Source organism: Mucilaginibacter metallidurans, assembly GCF_003286435.2.
GTDB classification, from domain to species: Bacteria; Bacteroidota; Bacteroidia; order Sphingobacteriales; family Sphingobacteriaceae; genus Mucilaginibacter; species Mucilaginibacter gossypii.
In genome coordinates this window covers 5,600,506-5,621,661 of record NZ_CP043449.1, presented here as the reverse complement: position 1 = coordinate 5,621,661, position 21,156 = coordinate 5,600,506, and the positions used below count along the sequence as shown (strand labels likewise).

The window sequence follows — 21,156 nt, the reverse complement described above, 5'->3', positions numbered from 1 at the left end:
CGCTGATAATTTAAGTTGATGAAAAAATTACTACTCTTTACCGCCGCCTCGGTACTTGCGTGCAGTGTTATGGCACAGCAGGAACCACAAAAAGCTATTTACTATTCCATATCGTTTCCAAACGCGGCCCATCACGAGGCCGAGATAAGCATGACCATTCCGCAGGCACCATCAGGCGCTTTCAGGGTACGGATGAGCCGCTCATCTGCCGGCCGGTATGCAACCCATGAGTTTGGTAAAAATATTTACAACGTTAAAGCTACCGATGTTGACGGTAAGGAGCTGCCTTTAACCCAAATTGAAGGTGACGTTTACGAAGTGGGAGAACACCCGGCCGCGGTGAAAGTGAGCTATACACTTTTTGGCAACTGGACCGATGGCACTTATGCTTCTATCGATCCGAGTCATGCCCACCTGAATATGCCCGCCACGTTTATGTGGGTGGTAGGGCAGGATAAACGTCCCCTTACCTTTGAGTTTAACGACATTGATAAATACGGCTGGAAAGTAGCTTCACAACTTAAGCATGAAGGCTCAAATGTGTACAGCGCACCCAATCTGCAATATATGATGGATAGCCCTACCGAACTGTCCAATTACAACGTTAGCAGTTGGGAAGTAGTAAATACCGATGGTAAGAAAGAAAAAATAAACCTTACCATGCACTCAGACGATGGCCAGGGTGTGATTGATAACTTCGGCAAGATGATCCAGAAGCTGGTGCTGGAAGAAAAAGCCGTATTTGGCGAACTGCCCACTTATGATTTTGGCGAGTACACTTTTGTTAGCGATGTAAATCCTGCTGTATCAGGTGACGGTATGGAACATCGTAACTCCACTTCTATAACTATTCCGGCACCCAAGGTTGAAGGATTTGAAAATAACCTCATGGGTGTTTATGCACATGAATACTTCCATAGCTGGAATGTAAAACGCATCCGCCCAAAATCATTGGAGCCTTTTAACTTTGAACACGCCAACATGAGCAGCGAGCTTTGGTTTGCCGAAGGTTTTACGCAATATTACGGCGAATTATTACTTGCGCGCGCCGGCTTTGTAACGGTTGATGATTATACCAAAACCATTGCCGGTTTGGTAAACCAGATCTTAAACACACCTGCCGCTGCCAAATATTCGGCCGCCCAAATGAGCCGCTATTCGGTTTTTGCAGATGCCGGTGTATCTATCGACCCTAATAATAACGTTAACGATTTTACCAGTTATTACACTTACGGCGGTGCTATTGCGTTGGCGCTCGACCTTCGCCTCCGCAGCGATTTTAACATGACGCTTGATGATTATATGCGTGCTGTTTGGCTTAGCAGGGGTAAAGTAATGAAACCGTACACTATTCCCGATTTGCAAACCGATTTAGGTAAAGTAACCAATAACCCTAAGTTCGCGGCTGATTTCTTTAAACGGTACATCAACGGAACCGACAAAAATAATTACGAAGAACTATTGGCTAAAGCAGGCCTGGTGCTGCGTAAAGTACAGCCGGGCAAAGGCTGGGCTGGTCCGCTGGCAGTTACGCCGGGCCGTGGCCGCGCCGGGCAGGTACGCGCTGCCGATGCCGAAGGCTTGCCAATACTTTCGAGCACGACTATAGGTACCCCGGTTTACAAAGCAGGCCTCGATGCCGGTGATGTTATTTTGAAAGTTGATGGAAAAGATGTGAAAGACCAGAAAGGCTTCAGCGATATTATTGCCGATAAAAAGCCGGGCGATAAGATCATGGTAAACTATAAAAACCGGACCGGTGCCCATGAAACCACTATCACACTTGAGGAAAACCCCAACTTTGAAGTGGTAACCTTTGAAAAGGCGGGCAAGCAACTGAGTAAAGAACAGGAAACTTTCCGTAACAACTGGCTACAGTCAAAAGTCAAATAACTATGAAAAAGATCTCGATAATAACAGCGGCATTGTTAAGCGTTTCGGCTTATAGCTTTGCGCAGGATGTTAATAAACTCATTAGTAAAGATGATGTAGCCCGGATTATCAAAACCCTGTCGGCCGATGATATGCAGGGCAGGGCCACTTTTACGCCGGGCATTGAAAAGGCCGCTACATTTATTGAAGGCGAATATAAAAAGGCCGGCCTTAAACCTATGGCCGGCAATACCGGTTACCGTCAAAACTTTACGATGGTACGGTCGACCCCTGTTAGCTTGAGTGTAAGCATCAATGGTAAAGCTATAGTTGCAGACAGCGCATTTGCAAGCGGTACGGATTCGTTTAAATGGGCAAGCGATAAAGATGTACAGGTAGTTACCGTTGGTGCGGATAAAAATTTCAGGACCGAGTACCGGGCAGCTTCACAAAGCGGCAAAAAAACACTTTTGCTGATCGACCCTAAGTTTAAAGATCTGTTTAGCCGGGTTAAGTCGTACCTTGGGGCAGGCAGCACAAATTTTAAAGGCACAGTAAAACAGCCCCTGGTATTTGTATTGGGCAAGTTCGATAACACAGCATCATTTGATGTTAACTGCGATATCAAAAACGAAGAACTGCCGCTGTTTAATGTTGCCGGTATCCTCCCCGGGAAAACCAAACCGAATGAATACGTGGTATTTTCGGGCCACTACGACCATTTGGGCATTATCAAACCCGATAAGCCCGGAGTAACTGATAGTATTGCCAATGGCGCGGATGATGATGCCTCGGGCACAACCGCGGTATTGAGCCTGGCTAAATACTATAAAAAGCTCAACAATAATGCCCGTACGCTTATTTTCGTAGCCTTTACTGCCGAAGAGATTGGCGAATACGGGTCGCAGTATTTTGCCAAACAAATAGATGCAGATAAGGTAGTTGCTATGTTCAACATCGAAATGATTGGTAAAGCATCTAAATTTGGCACTAACTCGGCATTTATTACCGGGTTTGAAAGATCTGATTTTGGCAAGATCCTGCAGAAGAACCTGAAAGGTACCGCCTTTAAGTTTTACCCGGACCCTTACCCAGACCAGAACCTGTTTTACAGAAGTGATAACGCGTCGCTGGCTGAAGTTGGCGTACCGGCCCACACCATCTCAACCGACCAGATTGATATTGACAAATTATACCATACTGTTAGCGATGAGTTTAGTTCGCTGGATGTGAACAATATCACTTCGGCCATCCGCGCGATAGCCCTGAGCTCGCGCACTATAGTTTCGGGCCAGGATACACCAACAAGGGTTCCGAAGAAAACGGAATAAGTGATTAGAGGTTAGTGATTAGAGATTAGTTTGCTCCCTTTACAGAAAAGAATAAAAGAAAATGTCATTGCGAGCGATAGCGTGGCAATCGCACAGCAGCAAAGCCGCCCTGTATAGCATACGATTACTTTTGTTCCTCCTATGACATTTTTGTCTTTCCAATAGCTGCGCTGTTGTCATCGGCGAAAAAAGAACACTTTGACGCAAATCCCCTCTCATGAGGGGATTTTTATTTAATGTAATTTTACCTCATGAACAAAATACTCAAAATAGCAGTCGTAGGCCCCGAATCAACAGGGAAGTCAACCATGTCTGAATATTTGGCGGCGCGTTACAATACAATTGCTGTACCCGAGTATTCGCGTGAGTATTGTGCAAATCTCACGGGCGATTGTACCTGGCAGGATGAGGTAAATATGTTCCACGGCCAGATAGCGCTTGAAAAAAAACTGCTGCCGCGGGCTAATGGGATCCTGATTTGTGATACCACTTTTTTAACAGTAAAGATCTGGAGCGAGGAAATGTTTGGCAGCGCCCCGCAGGAGGTGCTTGACGAATTGCCCCACCATCCTTATGATTTTTATTTACTCTTAGATATCGATCTGCCCTGGCAGGACGATCCTTTACGTAATTTTCCGACCAAACGCGAGTATTTTATGAACGTTTGGCACCGGGAGCTCCAGGCGCTCAACGCTAATTATAAGGTAATCTCCGGCCTTGGGCAGGATAGGTATGATAATGCGGTGAAAGTGGTGGATGAATATCTGCACCCGGATTTTTAGGATTAAAGGATGACCGGGATGATTTTTGGGGATGATGTGCGGATGTGTAAATGTTAAATGTGCAGATGGTGAATGTGCGGGTGATTTAATTATTCTATTAATTCAATAAATTCAGGTTCAGACAAAAACATCTGCGCATCTAAAATCGCCCTAACTCCATATTTTCAAAAAAATTATCAATAATTAAAAAAATATTTTTCACATACGTGCAACGTTGCAAAATGCCTTGCGTCTATTAACCTGAAGCCGGTCACGAATTTGGAAGCAATATATATTGATAAACATTACAACCTGGTAATTGAGTGCAAACAGGGGAGCAAAAAAGCCTGTTATGAGCTTTACCGTTTGTATTCGAAAGCTATGCTGAACGTGGCCTTTCGGATAGTGGGCGATATTACCGAAGCAGAAGATGTGCTGCAGGAAGCTTTTGTGGATGCCTTTGCCAAGCTGAAGGATTTTAGGCAGGATACCACATTTGGCCTCTGGCTTAAGCAGATTGTTGTAAACCGGTCGATCAACCTGCTGCGCAAACGAAAGCTGGAACTGGTTGAGCTGGAAGATGGCCATCTTGAAAATATTGCCAATGACGAGAGCTGGGACGATGAAGACCTGCAGTACCAGGTTGCCAGGGTAAAAGAAGGCATGAATCAGTTGCCCGATGGCTATCGCGTGGTGATATCATTATATCTGCTTGAAGGATATGACCACGAAGAAATAGGACAAATATTGAACATATCAGAAAACACATCAAGAACCCAGTTTTTGAGAGCTAAAAGAAAGTTAATTGAAATTTTAAACAGGAAAGGACAAGTATCATGAGCAAGCGATTTGAAGATTTCATGCACGACAATAACGAGGAATTTAACGAAATAGAACCATCGGCAGATTTGTGGGGTAAAATTGAGGCACAGCTCAATTTTTTGGACCAGGAGCAGGAGCAACCAAAAAAGCGGGAAGCAAAGACTTTTTCGCTGGGCTTCGTGCTAAAAGTGGCCGCATCGGTGATCATTGTAATGGGCGTAGGCTTCGGCATATATATACAAAGCCAAAAAGGCGCAAAAGGCGTTGACCTTGCCGCTATTAACCCCGAGTACGCACAACAGCAAATGCGCTATGCATCGCTTGTTGAAACCAAGCTTACCGAACTTAAGTCAGCATCTAAAAATGATCCTCAGCTATACAAGGAGTTCAGCGCCGAGATAGCCAAGATGGATTCAACCTATAAAAAACTAAACAGTGATTTAGCCACCAGCCCTAATCAGGAACGTGTTTTACGTGCAATGATCCGGAACCTGCAAATACAAACCGAGGTGCTAACTCAGCAATTAAATGTAATTGAACAGTTTAACCAGATGAAAAAGGAACAAAACAATGAAACCAAAAATATTTAGTCCGGCCCTGCTTATGCTTATCGGCTTATTAGCCATAAGTACAGCAAACTTTGCACAGGTAAGTCCTGCAGCCCCGCCTGCGCCGGCAATGCCAAAATTGCCTCCTACACCGCCTCCCGCCGCTGAATTGAACGGGGATGGCTGGACTTCGGTAACCGACAGTAAGGAGTATCAGCAAAAAATGAAAGAGCTGAACGCCAAAATGCGCGAACTGCAAAAGGAAATGAGCAACCTGCGCGTGCAGCAGCAAAAGCAATTGCATCTTAAAATGCAAAATATGCTGAAGCTGAACAAACAGCTTGCTTTTAAGTTTAAGGATAGCCTGAAGCTTAAAAACTTTGATAGCCTGAAATTTAAAATGAAGTTTAAAGGATTTGACAGCTTGAAGTTTGCCGATAAATTTGAGATGCTAAGTCCTAATATTAACTTCGGTTTTAAAAACTTCGACCAAAACTTTAGCTACAGTTATGATGGTGACGAGGGTTATGAAAAGCAGGTACAAAACGGAGACATCATTGAGAAGACCAAAAGCTACAGTAAAAGCTATAATGTTGACGGCAACGATGTGATTAACATTGATAATAAATATGGTAAAGTAACGGTGTTTACCTGGGCAAAAAGTGAGGTGAAAGTTGACGTGCAGATCGTAGTTGGCGCCAACGACGAAGATAAGGTGCAAAAGATGCTGGATGCCGTAAGCATCAAGGATAGCAAAGATGGTTCGGGTGTTTCATTCAGGACATCCATTAATCAGGGCGATGGTGATAATGAGGGCGGCATCTGGGGATCATTGTTTGGCAAAAGAAACGCGTTCCGCAAAATGGAGATCAATTATACCGTGTATATGCCAGCCAGAAACCCACTTACCATTAACAACAAATATGGCAATACCGAGTTGCCCGACCTGAGCGGTAAACTCAATATCAATAACTCATATGGCAGCCTTAGCGCCAAATCCTTAAGCAACCCAGCTTGCCAGATCAGGGTTAAATATGGCAGTGCAACTATCGGCAACCTTACCGGCAGCGATTTGGATGTAGCCTATGGCAGCCTTAATCTTGGTGATTGTGATAAACTCAATGCTGATGTAAGCTACGGCTCGGCCAAAATTGGCCGTATTACTACTTCGGGTAATATCAACGTTAAATTCAGTGGGGCGTTAAAGATTGAAGAGGTTGATAAAAATGTGAAAAATCTTTCGGTTAATTCATCATATTCAAGTGTAAAACTGGGAGTGAGCGACGGCCAGAATGCTGATTTTGATATCACTGTGCACTACGGTAGCTTTAACTATAGCGGCCATGATGTTAACATCACCAGTAAAACCCCTGCCGACGGTGAACGTGGCTATAGTCCGACAAAAACCTACAAAGGTCATTTAGGTAAAGGTGGTAGTGATAAAACCATTACCATCAATACCAGTTACGGCAGCGTAAGCTTTGATTAAAAATATTTTAGATGTAAAATAGAAAACGGCGTATTGTAACTGATGCGCCGTTTTTTATTGATTAGCCCGTTATTGCAAATCTACCGTATCCCTCATAGCTTTGGTGCAAACATCTCGTCATGCATCACCAGGATAATGAAAAACAGATCTTTAATACCCTTTATGATCAGTACAAGCACCTGGGCTTGCCACTTGAGCTAATAAAGCATACCGATTTTACGGTTTTTAACCTGAAAGATATCAATCAGCCAATGCCGTTTAGATCGCCCTTGAGCAGGCTTAACTTTTTTGTTTTCGCCTTTATTAAAGATGGGAGTGGCGATTATACCATTGATGAGCAAAATCATAAGCTGCAGCCCCGTGCTATTTACTTTACCAATCCGGGCCATTTTCGTTCGTTTAACTGGGAGCGTATTGGCGATGTATACCTGTTTACGTTGAGCGAATCGTTTTTGAAGGAAAACGTACACGCCAATATTTTTGATGAGTTTCCTTTTCTGCTAGCCGAAACATTTCCGGCCCGCGTACTTACGCCCGAAATTTTTGAGGAGTTTGATATTTTATATCACCAGATCCTGAAAGAGTATAATTCAGATAGCCCATTCCGTTACCGGATCATCGGTAACCTGTTTGTGGTGGTGCTGTTAAAATTCAAAGAATATTTCTGGAAAGACTATAACCCGATATATGAAGGTAACAGAAGCTCGGAAATTGTAAAAAACTTTAAACGCCTGCTCGAAAAACATTATCGCGACCTGAGCAGCGGCGTAGCCGAACAAGCTTTCAGAGTGCAGGACTACGCCGACGCGCAAAGCCTTCATCCCAATTACCTGAGTAATGTTATCAAAATAAAAACCGGCAAAACCATCAGCAACTGGATTGCCGAAAAAACTATAACTGAGGCCAAGGCCCTCTTGCAGAACTCAAAACTCTCTATTAAAGAAATTGCTTATCGCCTGGGTTTTTCTGAAGCTACCCATTTCAGTAATTATTTTAAAAAGCATACTGATTTGTCGCCGGTGCTGTTCAGGAAGGAGCACCATAGGGTATCCTCTTAATAAAGATGTCTATAAAGCAAGCTGGCTTGATAACTTACAAGGCTGCTTGTCCTATGGGAGACGCATGTAAGGCGTCTCTACTTTAAACCATCTCAAACAAAATTTATAAGCCAATCTTAGATATTCGTATGTAATGCTTTGATATGTGTATCATTCAGGGGCCTCGCCCTTGCCACCTTTGTATTGTCAATCTACGACAACAAAACATACACAACAAAATGAAACCATGAACACATTAGCATCAAAAGTAGTATTAGTAACCGGCGCCTCAAGAGGCATAGGTGCAGCAGTAGCCCACAAATTAGCAGCCGAAGGCGCTAATGTAATTATCAACTACGCAGGCGGCAAAGAAGCTGCTGACCAAACCGTAAACTCTATCAAACAACAAGGCGGCGATGCCATTGCCCTGCAGGCCGACGTTAGCAAGGCCGATGAAGTAGCAGCCATGTTTGATGCAGCGATAGCTCATTACGGCAAAATTGATGTACTGGTAAACAACGCCGGCATCATGATTACCAAATTAATAAAAGACACTACCGACGAGGATTTTACCCGTCAGTTTGATATCAACGTTCGCGGAACATTTAATACCATGCGCGAAGCCGCAACTAAACTGGCCAATGGCGGCAGTATCATCAATTTTTCATCAACCACTACCCGCGTTATGATGCCAACTTATGCTACCTATGTAGCCACCAAAGGCGCGGTGGAGCAATTAACCCGCATATTTGCCAAGGAAGTGGGAGCAAGAGGCATCAATGTAAACACAGTATCTCCGGGCCCAACAAATACCGAACTGTTTACCAAAGGCAAACCTCAGGATCTGATCGACCGCCTGGCGTCATTATCAGCTTTTAACCGCATCGGCGAACCTGAAGATATTGCCAAAATAGTAGCCTTCCTGGCAAGCGACGACGCCAAATGGATCTCTGCGCAAAATATCGGGGCTAATGGTGCAATGGCGTAAGCCCCTAACCCCTGAAGGGGAATGATAGAAGCAAGACGGCAAGAGTCAAGAAGCAAGACAGCGAGAGACAGGAATAGTAATCATAGAATCATTAACGCAATCGGTGAAATCAAACTTCATCGGTGTAATCAAAAAAACAATCATGAACTCATTAAATAATAAAGTAGCGGTAATAACCGGCTCGGCCCGTGGTTTAGGTAAAGCAATTGCAGAACGTTATGCAGCATTAGGTGCCGACATCGTGATCAACTATTCGCGCGATAAAGCATCGGCCGATGAAGTGGTCAGCAACATCAAAGCGATGGGTGCAAATGTAATAGCTGTGCAGGCCGATGTAAGTAAAGTAGCTGATATTGAAAGGCTTTTTAAAGAAGCTAAAGAAGCGTTTGGTAAAATAGATATCGTAGTAGCTAACGCCGGTATCGAACTGGTGGAAACCCCGGTAATTGATTTTACCGAAGAACAGTTCGACCGTGTGTTTGGCATTAATACAAAAGGCACTTACTTTACTATGCAGCAGGCAGCCAAAAATGTTGAGGATAACGGCCGCATTATTTACATAGCCTCAAGCACAACCTCATTCCCTGTACCCGGAATGGCAGTGTATGGCGGCAGTAAAACTACTCCAAGGTATTTGGTTGATATCCTTTCGAAAGAAATTGGTCACCGTGGTGTAACAGTTAACTCTATCATACCGTTTGCTGTTGATCATTCAGGTATCTTTGCCGAAGCTGATAGTTACCCCGCATTAAGAAAACAATTGCTTGACAGTTGTCCGATGGGCCGCCTGGCCGAAGTTGAAGATGTGGCCAATGTGGCCGAGTTTTTCGCCAGCGATCTTTCATCATTTGTGAACGGACAACACCTGTTGGTAAACGGCGGCGCAACAAATTAATGGTCAGTTTAGTAACATAGGGTAGCAGCTTATAGTCATAGCTATAAGCTGCTACCTGTATTTAATTCAAAAAGTAGCATTATTTGATTATACATCTACCATGTCATGAAAACGCTTAATCATTATATCATATACGGCACACTAATTACTTCTGCTGTTAACGCACAAGCTGCAAAAACACCTGCTGCAACTATCCAAAATATCAATACCATGAATACCGAAAAGTTAACTAACCCGGTAGTGAAACAAGCCATCGACGCCCTGCAAAGCGGCGATAAGCAGGCTTGGTTTAGCTTGTTCACCAATGATGCCCAACTTTTTGATGATGGTAATAAAATGGACTTTAAAAGTTTTTTTGAAAAAGCTTTAGGCCATGAACGTTTTACCAGTATCGACAAGGTGGAACAAAACGGCCTGCACCTATACGGCAAATTTCACAGCGACCAGTGGGGCGATTTTAAAACCTATTTTAAGTTTACGATTGGTGCCGGCAATAAGATCAGTAAATTGGAAATAGGGCAGGCGGGTTAGCCCCACCCAAACCCTCCCCGGAAGGAAGGGCTTTAAAATGAGATAAATAAAAGTCTCCCTCCGGGGGAGATTTAGAGGAGGCTTGTTGCTTCGTTCCTCGCAAGGACTTTTTTTATTGATGCTTTTACTTCAATTTTACCTGATCTTTGTATCATGCAACAGCAACTTATAGCCAGGTTACAGCAGTTAAAACCTATCCCGGTTGATGATCAGGAGCTCATACTAAAAGCCTTTGAGCCAACGAAATTTAAAGAAGGGGATACGCTTTTGCATCTCGGGCATGTAGCAAGACAGCTCTTTTTTATTACCAACGGCATACTGCGTATTATGGCGCGAAATGACAAGGGAAATGAGGTTACTTATTTCTTTTTAAAGGACAATCAGTTTTGCACCATTCTGTATAGCTTTAATAACAACTTGATCACTGATGAAAGTATTCAGGCCGCCTGCAATACAGAACTATTGGTTATTAGCAAAAACAACCTGCTGGCTTTATATGAAAAGCTGCCTTATCTCAAAGGAATGATCGATCAGATTTCGCAGCATACGCTTATGGAGAAGATAAAAACGCGAAACACTTATCTTGGTTACGACTCGTCGGAAAGGTACCGGTTGTTTTTGGAACGGCAGCCCGAGGTTGCCAGGAGAGTATCACTTACCGATATCGCGTCTTACCTGGGCGTAACGCCTCAATCATTGAGCCGGATCCGCAAAAATATTCGCTAACGTTTCTTGCCATCTGTTAAATTGGCACAGCGGAAATCGCTATCAATAAAATCTATATAAAGCAAAAATAAAATAGCTACTATGAATACAGTCAAAACAGGATGGATTGGTTTAGGCAAAATGGGCATCCCAATGTCGCAGCAATTAATCAAAGCCGGCTATCCGCTCAGCGTTTATAACCGCAGTAAGGATAAGGAAGCAGGGTTTAAAGAGCAAGGTATCGGTACGGCTGCATCTCCGGCCTCATTATTAAATAACGCCGATGTTGTTTTTGTGATGGTATCTGATGATAAAGCCATCAATGATATTTTTAATGGTGAGGGAGGTTTGTTAGCTGCAAATGTTAGCGGTAAGATTATCATTAACATGAGCACTGTATCGCCTGCTATCAGTAAGGAAATGGCTGCTGCATGTAAACAGCGGGGTCACTATTACCTGGACGCCCCGGTATCAGGCAGTGTCAAACAGGCGGAGGATGCCATGTTGGTTATTATGGTGGGTGGCGAGGCTGAAGCTTTTGACCAGGCTAAACCAATCCTCGAAAAAATGGGCAAGCTGGTGATGCTTGTAGGCGACACAGGCGCGGGCAACGTAGCTAAATTAGCCATCAATACGCTGCTTGGTATTGTTGCACAGGGATTTGCCGAAACAATAACACTGGCGCAGCAAAACGGTATTAATGCAGAAGCACTCACAATGCTGATTAGCAACAGCGCCTTAGGCAGTCCGTTTATCAAATAAAGGGCGATGCCATTGTTAACAATAATTATAACGCTGCATTTGCATTAAAACATATAGCCAAAGACCTGCGACTGGCTAAAGACCTTGGTTTGGCTACACCGCTTGGCGAAACCGCCTATCGAACCTACCAGGATGCTGAAAAAGCCTTTGGTGAAGAGGATATTATTGCGGTGATAAAACAGGTGGGGAAGGAGTAAAAAAGGAAGCACAAAAAATAGAGTCATGCCGAATTTATTTCGGCACCCCACATGCAAGGTGTAAACTATGCATGTGGGTAACCTTACCTGTGAGGTCCTGAAACAAGTTCAGGATGACAGATTTATAATCTACTCCAAAACTATCTTCTGATGCTGGTACGGGATCTCAACATGATGAAAGCCGTGCGCTTTAATTTTCGCGGCAAAATGCTGCTGCACTTCGTACTCGCCGTGAACAAGAAATACGGTTTTTACCAATGCGGGGTCCTGGCAGGCCAGGAAATGGAGCAGGTCGTCATAATCGCCGTGGGCGCTCATTGATTTAACGGAGCGGACCTCGGCTTTTACCTCATACATTTCGCCAAAAATATGTACCTCATGATCGCCTTTTAATAACCGGCCGCCCAATGAATTTGGCTCAGCATAGCCCACCATTAAAATAGTGTTCTTTTGATTATTGATATTGTTTTTAATGTGGTGCTTTACCCGTCCGGCCTCGGCCATGCCCGATGAGGAAATGATGACACAGGGGCGCGGATCGTTATTCAGCGCCTTTGATTCCTCTACACTTTCAATAAAGCGCAAGCCCTTAAACCCAAAAGGATTGGCATCGGTTTTTAAAACTTCCTGCACATTTTTATTATAAACCTCGGTGTGGTTCATCAATACTTCGGTTGCTTTTTCCGATAGCGGGCTATCTACATAATAAGGAACATCCGGCAGGATACCTTTCAGTTCCAGGCCGTTTAAGGCGTACAGTAATTCCTGCGTACGGCCAACGCTGAATGCCGGGATAATTACCTTGCCATTTTTAACTTCGCAGGTTTCTTTAATGATCTCCAGCAGCGACTCTTCAATAGGCCCCAGTTCTTTATGCAGGGAATCGCCATAGGTTGATTCCAGTAAAATATAATCAGCCTGCTCAAATGTTTGCGGGTTTTTCAACAGCAGATCGTCATAACGACCAACATCGCCGCTAAAAGTAATGTGGGTATCCCTGCCGTTTTCTGTAACGGTAATATGCACTGCCGCGCTGCCCAGAATATGCCCGGCATCAGTAAAGTTGAATTTTACGGCAGGGGTAATTTCAAACTCTTCACCATATTCAACAATTTTGAACAGGCGAAGGGCCTCCATCACATCCTCTTCGGTGTATAGAGGATTAAGCAGCGGCAAGCCTTTGCGGATGCGGTGTTTGTTACTATACTCGGTGTCCTGTACCTGGATCTTTGCCGAATCGAGCAGCAGGATGCGTGTAAGGTCCATCGTGGCCGAGGTGCAATAAATGTTTCCCTCAAATCCTTCGGCAACGAGCCGCGGAATTAAACCGCAATGGTCAATATGCGCGTGCGAAAGGATCATGTGCGTTACACCTTTGGGATTAAAGCCAAAATGTTCGTTCATTTCTTCGGTTTGCTCACCCAGGCCCTGGAACATGCCGCAGTCTAATAATATGCTGGTACCGTCGTTTAATCGGAGTAAATGCTTGCTGCCGGTTACGTTACGGGCAGCACCATGGAAGGTTATGTTCATTTATAAAATGGTATGAAGTATCACAACGAATATGATGATTTAAAGTTTAAGAAATTAATAACTAAAAATTTAGTTGCAAATATAAAATACATCTCTTACCTTAGTTTAACCAATTAAACACATTAATACACGAGGTATTAATATTTAAAGTACGCACATGGAAATTAAAGAGTTAACCCGCGCCGAAGAGCAGATTATGCAAGTGCTCTGGCAATTAAAAAAAGGGTATGTTAAAGACGTTATCGAACAGTTACCTGAACCCAAGCCAGCTTACAATACGGTATCGACAATTATCCGGATCCTGGAAACAAAAGGTTTTGTTGGGCATGAAGCGTTTGGTAAAAGTCATGAGTATCACCCGGTAATCAGCAAGGAGCAATACCAGAATTTTGCTGCCGACAAATTACTGAGCGGTTATTTTGACAACTCTGTTAACCGTATGCTTTCATTTTTTGTAAAGAAAGAAAAGATCGACCTGAAAGAGGCCGATGAGATCATGAAACTGATTGAAAAACTAAAAGAAAAGTAATTATGAACTGGTGGCAATATTTATTACTGGTAAACATATACCTGTTGCTGTTTTACGGGTTTTATGTGCTTTTGCTTCGCAAAGAAACCTTTTTTCAGCTTAACAGGCTTTACCTGGTAAGTGCCGCTTTACTATCATTTATGATACCCGTTATCCAGGCCGATTGGGTGCAAAATCTATTTATTACCCAGCAGGTAAAGTATACCCTGTACAGTAGCCCGGTATTGGTTTATCACTTTAAACCTATTGAAGAATCGCCTATTAGTATAGGGGAGGTGCTGTTTATTATATATGCGGCGGGTATCGTTTTTTTATCGCTCAGATTGATCTGGCAGTTGTTTAAGCTAAAAAAGGTGATTAGTCAGCCGCAATCACAGGTATCCTATTCCTTTTTCAAAACCGTGAAATTAAATGCCGATGGGGAGGCCAATGAAGCAATTGCCACGCATGAGGATGTACATGCCAAACAATGGCATTCGGCCGATGTGTTGCTGGTTGAACTGGTGATGATCATTAACTGGTTTAACCCGATTGTTTATTTCTATCGTCGGGCGATCAAGCATATTCACGAATTTATAGCCGACAGGCATGCTGTTGAAGCTGGTACTGATAAGGCCGATTATGCCATGCTGCTTTTAAGCCAAACATTTAATACGCCTTCACACAACTTGGTTAATTCATTTTTTAACAAAAGTTTGTTGAAAGAACGTATTATCATGTTGCAAAAAAATAAATCGCACCGCATAACGCTTATTAAATACGGACTGTCGGCCCCTCTGTTTATTTTGATGATGGTACTGTCATCAGCTACAATTAATAATAGTGATACCATTACGGTCATCAACACTAAGGCCGATAAAGTTTTCTCGACGCCGGCCAGTAAAGTGGCGGAGATTACTATTGATGAGCCTCTTAAACTTGAAAGGCCGGTTGTAGCAGCTGATACCTCACCGGTATATACTGCGGTTGCCCGTTTGCCCGAGTTTCCGGGCGGGCTGGGGGCTTTTGGTAAATTTTTATCTACCAATATAAAATACCCTGCAACAGCCCGTGAACAAAAGATCCAGGGAAGGGTGATCATAACCTTTGTTGTTGAAAAGGATGGCTCGCTTTCAAATGAAAGGATTGTAAAGGGTATTACGGATGATCTGAATAACGAAGCATTAAGGGTGATAAAACTATCGCCTAACTGGAAGCCCGGTATGCAGGGAAATCGTACGGTGAGGACACAATATTCAGTGCCTATCAGTTTTAGGCTTGCTCCCAGCGATGATACTACAAAGACTACCGCACCTGTAACATTCTCAATAGCTTCGGCTCAATCAGGTTCTGATCCGGTATTTACATCGGTTGAGCAGGTGCCTGAGTTTAAGGGTGGGTTAGAAGCATTTGGAAAATTCCTGATGACTAACCTGAGGTATCCCAAAGCCGCCCGCGATAATAATGTTCAGGGCAGGGTGATCATAACTTTTGTTGTTGAAAAAGATGGGTCGTTATCAAACATGAAGGTTGTAAGAGGGATAGGCTCAGGTTGCGACGAGGAAGCTGTAAGAGTGCTTAGTATATCGCCGGCCTGGAAACCTGGAATTCAGAATGGCAAGCCGGTAAAAGTGCAGTATTCGGTACCGATAAGCTTTACACTTGCCGACGATAAATCTGCCAAGCCGGGCGAAAACAAAACAGGGGATGTTGTAAATCCGTCGGGCGAAGACAGGCCAATATATGGCGGTTTGGTTGTTGATACCACCAGGCAGCATGTGATAGTTAGTGACAAGTATAGCGGTAAATCAGCGCCTTTAATTATTATCGATGGGGTAGCCCTGGCCCAGGGGACATCGTTAAGTAAGATTAATCCGACCGATATCGAACAGATAAGTGTGTTAAAAGATAAAAATACTGTGGCTATTTACGGCGAGAGGGCCGTAAATGGTGTTGTGCTGGTGACTACAAAAACAGCTGCTAAGAAAAGGGCAGCTTCAGGTAGTCCGGTGAAAGCCGTCAATTGATTTTCCTTTGATGTTGATGGGTTTTGGCGCAGTGTTGTGCTAATTTATGTGAAGTTTTATATCTTTGAAGCCAAAACCTTATTACATGAAAAAAAGAATACCGCTTTTATTGGCTTTAATCGCTATTGTCATTTACTCATCTTGTCATAAAGAGCAAAACAATCCCACTCCTCAGCCTGTAAAGCTTCAGGGAATAACAATAACTGATACTTTAACCGCTTACATAGGTAACGTGTTGCAAATGGATTTGAAGGTAGATCCCGTTTCGTTTGATACCTCAAAGTTTTTATGGCAATCTTCTGATACTTCGATTGTTTCTGTGTCTAAAACAGGAAAAATCACCGTTAAGAATGAAGGCACCTCAAAGATTTGGGTTACTGATTCTGCCAAAACAAAAACAGCCACCTGCCTGGTAACTGTTAAGGACAGCTTAAGTATAGGCCTGTTGGCGTATTACCCTTTCAATAATAACCTTAACGATTTTTCGCCCTATAAAAATAACGGTAAAGCCAATGACATATCATCAACAACCGATAGGTTCGGAAACGCAAACAGTGCTTTCTATTTCAATGGATCGAGCAGCTATATTGTTGTAAAAGATAACCAGGCCTTACGTTTAAGCAATACAAGCATCACATTAAGTACATGGGTTAAGTTAGATCAGTACAATTACTCGTACGGTGTCAATCTATTAACTAAGCATTATTCAGGCATTGAAAACGGATGGGCCTGGGGTATCACGGGCTATGGGTTTTCAACATTGGGTATTGTAACTTACGGCACAGGCGGTGGCAGTGCCGCAGCCCGGGGGACGCAGGTAATTAGTCTGAATCAATGGCACTTAGTTACCAATGTTTACGATTTGTCCAAACATCAGCTGAGCATCTATGTTGACGGCACACTTGATACCATAACAAACAATATGCCGGTGCCTAACATGAACATAGATGCCGACCTGTATATTGGGCGTGATAACCCAGGTGTTTCATCGGACGGGTACCTTGTACGTGGTGCTATGGATGAAGTAAGGATTTATCACAGGGCCTTGAGTGCCTATGAAATTCATAAATTATTTATATCAAAGAAATATTAAGAGCTACACGGATAATTAAAAAATAGGAGGACCGGTTAATGATATTCCAGTCCTCTTATTTTTTTAATACAACCGCGTATTGCAACTCTTCAGGTTGTTCCAGTCTGGGCTTATTTGTTATTTAAAACTGGTAAATTAGCTATATGTGAAAGGTAATAACAGATAAACACCGGCACAATGCAATAGGGCTATCTATGTCATCGCTGCTCCAAAAGCCCCCTTTAATATTATTTATTAACTTTGCGCCTGCAAAGCAAAGCATATTTACTCTGTATCTGTAATGACCGAAAATCCCAACCGCGAAAATGTAGTGTCATACTACGACGAGCACGTTAAAAATAAGCTTAACGACTACATCGTAGTTAATCCCCGCATAGAGCTTGGCTGGGAAACCATAAAACGATTTACAACGAAACCAAAAAGGATATTGGAAGTAGGCTGTGGCATGGGCAATATCTGTTCACGGATGCATAAATATTGGCCGGATGCGGTTATAACAGGTATTGATATCAGCACCTTATCTATACAGGTTGCCCAAAAGCTTTTTGCAGATAATAAACTGGATTTTAGGGAAAGTATACTTACTAAAGATACGTTTGATGAGCAATTTGATTTGATCATCTTTATGGACGTTTATGAGCATATTGCAGTTGTTGACAGGCCGGAGGTACACGCGGCCCTTGCAAAAATATTAAGTAATAAGGGGCGGATAGTTTTAACCGTGCCCACACCGCATAACCTTAAATGGTCATTGGTAAACAAGCCGGAAACGATGCAGCCGGTTGATGAGCATATATCTTTTGAAACCGTTGGCAAACTGGCTGCCGATATAGGTGCAGAAGTAATACTGTATGAATCCAAAAGTGTTTGGAATGTAGGTGATTATGCCCACATTGTACTGGAAAAAAATGACGACTTTGAGGCTGCTTTCTTTTATCCCAAGCCCGTTACATCTTCACAACGTGCAAAGCGTATTATAAACAAAGCCATTAATAAGTTTAGCAGCGTATTTCGTAGGTTTTACGTGAAGAGAAAACTTGGTTGATATGAAGGATACGTTCAACTTGTGTATAGTTAAGCCAAATAAATCCACCTTTTCTGAAACCTTTATACAAGCTCATATCGATAGGTTGAAGGGGAACAAAAAAGTACTCTATGGTGGCGACTTTCCGCTTTATGACCATGAAGGGAAATTTCTTATCCGCTCAAAGTTCTCGCTGTTAGCTTATCTCGTTCAAAAAAGGATTTTAAAAAAAAAGGAGATAGGAGTTCGCATAAGAGCTCTTTCTGCTTATCTAAAGGAAAATAAGATCGATGTTGTACTTGCCGAATATGGTATGGTAGGTGCGGCGATTGCATCGGCTTGTAAAATGGCCGGTGTACCACTGATTATTCATTTTCATGGTGCAGATGCGCATCATAAGCCCACTATAGCAAAATATTTGCCACTTTATCGTGTTGCCTTTGATTATGCTTCTGCAATTGTTGCGGTATCAAACGATATGGTTAAGGCTTTAAAAGAAATGGGTGCCCCGGCATCAAAAATACATCTCAATCCTTATGGCGTTGACGGAGCTAAGTTTCCACTGATGGATATAATAAATTCCGGTCCTTATTTTTTGTCGGTTGGCCGGTTTGTTGAAAAAAAATCACCTCAATCGGTCATCCGGGCCTTTAAGCAGGTACATTTGGGTTTTCCGGAAGCTCATTTATGGATGGTAGGCGACGGGCCTCTTTTTGATAATACAAAGCAGCTAATATCAGAACTTGGCCTTACAGATAGTGTAACGTTGACCGGTGTAATGACGTCTGCTGAGATCCGAGCACTTATGCAAAAAGTACGTTGCTTTGTACAGCATTCGGTAACGGCCGCCGACGGTGATATGGAGGGAACTCCCAATACCATTCTTGAAGCAGCTTCTGCAGGTTTGGCCATCGTAAGCACAGCTCACGCCGGTATAAAAGAGGCTGTTATTGACAGCGTAACAGGTTTTCTGGTTGCTGAACACGACATCGATGATATGGCAGCTAAAATGAGGCGTATTGCGGGCGACGTGGAATTAGCCGCGAAAATGGGATTAGCTGCTCATGATCATATTGTCAAAAACTATGATATTCACATGCGCATCGCTTTGCTTGATCATATTATCCAAAGCAGTATAAGCAATAATAAAATTAAATGAATCTTTTACAAAAGCAGGGATTTTTTAACAGCCTCATATTGTATGCGGGAGTTGCTTTAGGCTTCTTTAATCTTATCATTCTTTTTCAGCGTATCCTTACCACAGAAGAGATCGGTTTTTTTATTTTAATGGGGACCATATCGCTGCTGTATGCACAACTTGCGGGATTAGGTATTGGTAATATCATTCTTAAATATTTCCCTTACTATCGCAGCGACGATAAAAAACATGGCGGTTTCGCATCTTTTGTTACTGTTTGGAGCCTGATAGGTTTTGCGATCTTCACGGTGCTTTTTGTAGTTTTTAAGGATTTTATTATTAGTTACTACAAGAATAAGAATGGAGCTCCGCTACTGATCAGGTATTTCTATTACCTTATTCCTTTGTCATTTTTTACGCTGGTATTTTCTGTTCTGGAAAACCTGGCGCTTACGGTATTTAAAAATGTGCTTTCTTCCTTTTTACGCGAAGTAGGATTACGTTTGTTCACAACTGCGGGCGTTTTGCTCATAGCCATTAAGCTGGTTGATTACCATGTTTTTTTGATGATATATATAGCAGCTAACCTGGTAGCTGTATTGGTGTTGCTTGCTTATATTAGAAAAGGCCGGCACTTTAAGTTTTCGACTGTTGGTGCTCAGCTGCTGAACGAAAGAAAAACGTTTTTTAGTTATGGCATTTTTACGGTATTAAGTGGCAGCTCCTTTGTAATGATCCAGAACCTTGATACCCTGATGCTGAGCATGCTTACCAAAGAGTCATTTAGTTATGTAGGTATTTACGGTACGTTTTTCGCCATTGCGGTAGTGATAAGTTTACCGGCAAAGGCATTGAGCCGCACCTCACTGCAGATCATAGCCCAGTCATGGGTTACCAATGATCTGGCCAAGATTGGTAAAATTTATTACAAAACATCAGTAGTGCAAATGCTTATCGGCTGCCTGCTTTTCATAGGCTTGGTTATTAACAGGTCGTTTATTATAATGTTGTTACATAAACCTGAGTACGCCAATTATTTCAATGTATTTATTATAGTGGGCGTGGCCTTTCTGGTTGATATGACGGGAGGGTTAAATGGCTATATCATGAATGTATCTAAGTATTACAAGCTCACCACTGTTTTTATTGTTTCGGGGGTGGTGTTTTGTGTACTGTCAAATTTGGTTCTGATACCTATGTTAGGCATGATGGGAGCCGCCTTATCATACCTGATCACCATGTTTGTACTAAACTTTGCTTATTGGTTGTTTGTTAAAATTAAGTTTAACCTTCAGCCTCTTGCAATGGCGCATGTTTATATATTACTGATTTTTACGGTTTGCCTGCTTATCGGGCTTTATCTTCCGTCGTTAAAGAATGTATTCGCAGACATGATTTACAGATCGGTTATCGTGGGCGTAGTTTATGTGTTTTTGGCATATATTTTAAAAATTTCAGAAGATATTAATATAGTATTTGATCGCATCCTGAAAAAGGTATGAGTTAAGTTGTATTAATTGCTATAGTATTCCAGGCCTTTATAAAGTTTTATTGCCATCCGCTCACAATATTATTGCCGTTTATGTTATTAGCCGGGCTGAATTTACCCTTTATGGTTAATTAAATAAAACCGCTACCGGCGCAGGTTGTCATTCATCAGTCCCTTATTGAATGTACTTCATGTAAATTGAATTATCGATAACTCATGGTTTTCACATCATGCACTCAACCGGTACGGCTTTGCCCTCTCCTTTAAAAGGTAAAAATTTGTAATAGCTTCAATTGCAGTAAAGCATAGTTTGAAATTTTTTGATAATGTGAACATTATAATTAATTGTACCGTAGAAGAGCTTAGGATACCGTTGTAATATAACGTTATTGATAAACCTGAATTA

20 protein-coding genes are annotated in these 21,156 nt (G+C 42.6%); 19 read left to right on the top strand and 1 reads right to left on the bottom strand.

What is annotated here, in order from left to right; translation table 11 throughout:
- Nucleotides 1-18 precede the first annotated feature (18 nt).
- The 13 genes from DIU38_RS23860 to DIU38_RS34210 all read left to right on the top strand — a co-directional run bounded on the left by DIU38_RS23860 (nt 19) and on the right by DIU38_RS34210 (nt 11,938).
- Entirely contained in the window at nt 19-1,893 is a 1,875-nt protein-coding gene (locus DIU38_RS23860; RefSeq protein WP_112657313.1) for a M61 family metallopeptidase, read from the top strand.
- 2 nt (nt 1,894-1,895) lie between these two features.
- Nucleotides 1,896-3,203, top strand: a complete 1,308-nt coding sequence (locus DIU38_RS23855; RefSeq protein WP_112657315.1) for a M28 family metallopeptidase — start codon at nt 1,896-1,898, stop codon at nt 3,201-3,203.
- Nucleotides 3,204-3,454: 251 nt separating this feature from the next.
- On the top strand, nt 3,455-3,985 hold the full coding sequence (locus DIU38_RS23850) for an AAA family ATPase (RefSeq protein WP_112657317.1): 531 nt from the start codon (nt 3,455-3,457) through the stop codon (nt 3,983-3,985).
- Between the two features lie 258 nt (nt 3,986-4,243).
- Complete coding sequence (locus DIU38_RS23845; RefSeq protein ID WP_112657319.1) at nt 4,244-4,804, top strand: RNA polymerase sigma factor; 561 nt, start codon at nt 4,244-4,246, stop codon at nt 4,802-4,804.
- Nucleotides 4,801-5,376: a hypothetical protein gene (locus tag DIU38_RS23840; RefSeq protein ID WP_112657321.1), complete on the top strand. Its 576-nt coding sequence runs from the start codon at nt 4,801-4,803 to the stop codon at nt 5,374-5,376. Before DIU38_RS23845 ends, DIU38_RS23840 begins: the two co-directional genes overlap by 4 nt.
- Complete coding sequence (locus DIU38_RS23835; RefSeq protein ID WP_112657323.1) at nt 5,357-6,823, top strand: DUF4097 family beta strand repeat-containing protein; 1,467 nt, start codon at nt 5,357-5,359, stop codon at nt 6,821-6,823. The genes DIU38_RS23840 and DIU38_RS23835 overlap by 20 nt, the downstream gene beginning before the upstream one ends.
- A gap of 119 nt (nt 6,824-6,942) precedes the next feature.
- Nucleotides 6,943-7,881, top strand: a complete 939-nt coding sequence (locus tag DIU38_RS23830) for a helix-turn-helix domain-containing protein (RefSeq protein WP_112657325.1) — start codon at nt 6,943-6,945, stop codon at nt 7,879-7,881.
- A gap of 226 nt (nt 7,882-8,107) precedes the next feature.
- Entirely contained in the window at nt 8,108-8,848 is a 741-nt protein-coding gene (locus tag DIU38_RS23825; RefSeq protein WP_112657327.1) for an SDR family oxidoreductase, read from the top strand.
- A gap of 142 nt (nt 8,849-8,990) precedes the next feature.
- Nucleotides 8,991-9,743, top strand: a complete 753-nt coding sequence (locus tag DIU38_RS23820; protein ID WP_112657399.1) for an SDR family oxidoreductase — start codon at nt 8,991-8,993, stop codon at nt 9,741-9,743.
- A 105-nt stretch (nt 9,744-9,848) separates the two neighbouring features.
- Entirely contained in the window at nt 9,849-10,274 is a 426-nt protein-coding gene (locus DIU38_RS23815) for a hypothetical protein (protein ID WP_243770675.1), read from the top strand.
- A 153-nt stretch (nt 10,275-10,427) separates the two neighbouring features.
- Complete coding sequence (locus tag DIU38_RS23810) at nt 10,428-11,000, top strand: Crp/Fnr family transcriptional regulator (RefSeq protein WP_112657329.1); 573 nt, start codon at nt 10,428-10,430, stop codon at nt 10,998-11,000.
- An 81-nt stretch (nt 11,001-11,081) separates the two neighbouring features.
- Nucleotides 11,082-11,741 (top strand): NAD(P)-dependent oxidoreductase, encoded by a 660-nt coding sequence (locus DIU38_RS23805; protein WP_243770676.1) that lies wholly within the window; start codon nt 11,082-11,084, stop codon nt 11,739-11,741.
- Nucleotides 11,738-11,938 (top strand): NAD-binding protein, encoded by a 201-nt coding sequence (locus tag DIU38_RS34210; protein WP_317131851.1) that lies wholly within the window; start codon nt 11,738-11,740, stop codon nt 11,936-11,938. The genes DIU38_RS23805 and DIU38_RS34210 overlap by 4 nt, the downstream gene beginning before the upstream one ends.
- 129 nt (nt 11,939-12,067) lie before the next feature.
- Here DIU38_RS34210 and DIU38_RS23800 read toward each other — a convergent pair whose 3' ends face one another.
- On the bottom strand, nt 12,068-13,471 hold the full coding sequence (locus DIU38_RS23800; RefSeq protein WP_112657331.1) for an MBL fold metallo-hydrolase RNA specificity domain-containing protein: 1,404 nt from the start codon (nt 13,469-13,471) through the stop codon (nt 12,068-12,070).
- Between the two features lie 157 nt (nt 13,472-13,628).
- Between DIU38_RS23800 and DIU38_RS23795 the strand changes: the two genes are divergently transcribed.
- The 6 genes from DIU38_RS23795 to DIU38_RS23770 all read left to right on the top strand — a co-directional run bounded on the left by DIU38_RS23795 (nt 13,629) and on the right by DIU38_RS23770 (nt 20,763).
- Nucleotides 13,629-14,000 carry a BlaI/MecI/CopY family transcriptional regulator gene (locus tag DIU38_RS23795; protein WP_090534685.1) on the top strand — a complete coding sequence of 124 codons (372 nt, stop codon included), beginning with the start codon at nt 13,629-13,631 and terminating at the stop codon, nt 13,998-14,000.
- 2 nt (nt 14,001-14,002) lie between these two features.
- Complete coding sequence (locus DIU38_RS23790; RefSeq protein WP_112657333.1) at nt 14,003-16,006, top strand: M56 family metallopeptidase; 2,004 nt, start codon at nt 14,003-14,005, stop codon at nt 16,004-16,006.
- An 85-nt stretch (nt 16,007-16,091) separates the two neighbouring features.
- Nucleotides 16,092-17,099, top strand: a complete 1,008-nt coding sequence (locus DIU38_RS23785) for a LamG-like jellyroll fold domain-containing protein (protein ID WP_112657335.1) — start codon at nt 16,092-16,094, stop codon at nt 17,097-17,099.
- 280 nt (nt 17,100-17,379) lie between these two features.
- Nucleotides 17,380-18,144, top strand: coding sequence for a class I SAM-dependent methyltransferase (locus DIU38_RS23780; protein WP_112657337.1), 765 nt, complete (start codon nt 17,380-17,382; stop codon nt 18,142-18,144).
- A 1-nt stretch (nt 18,145) separates the two neighbouring features.
- Nucleotides 18,146-19,282 carry a glycosyltransferase gene (locus DIU38_RS23775; RefSeq protein ID WP_112657339.1) on the top strand — a complete coding sequence of 379 codons (1,137 nt, stop codon included), beginning with the start codon at nt 18,146-18,148 and terminating at the stop codon, nt 19,280-19,282.
- Complete coding sequence (locus tag DIU38_RS23770) at nt 19,279-20,763, top strand: oligosaccharide flippase family protein (RefSeq protein ID WP_112657341.1); 1,485 nt, start codon at nt 19,279-19,281, stop codon at nt 20,761-20,763. The genes DIU38_RS23775 and DIU38_RS23770 overlap by 4 nt, the downstream gene beginning before the upstream one ends.
- The last annotated feature ends 393 nt before the right edge of the window (nt 20,764-21,156 follow it).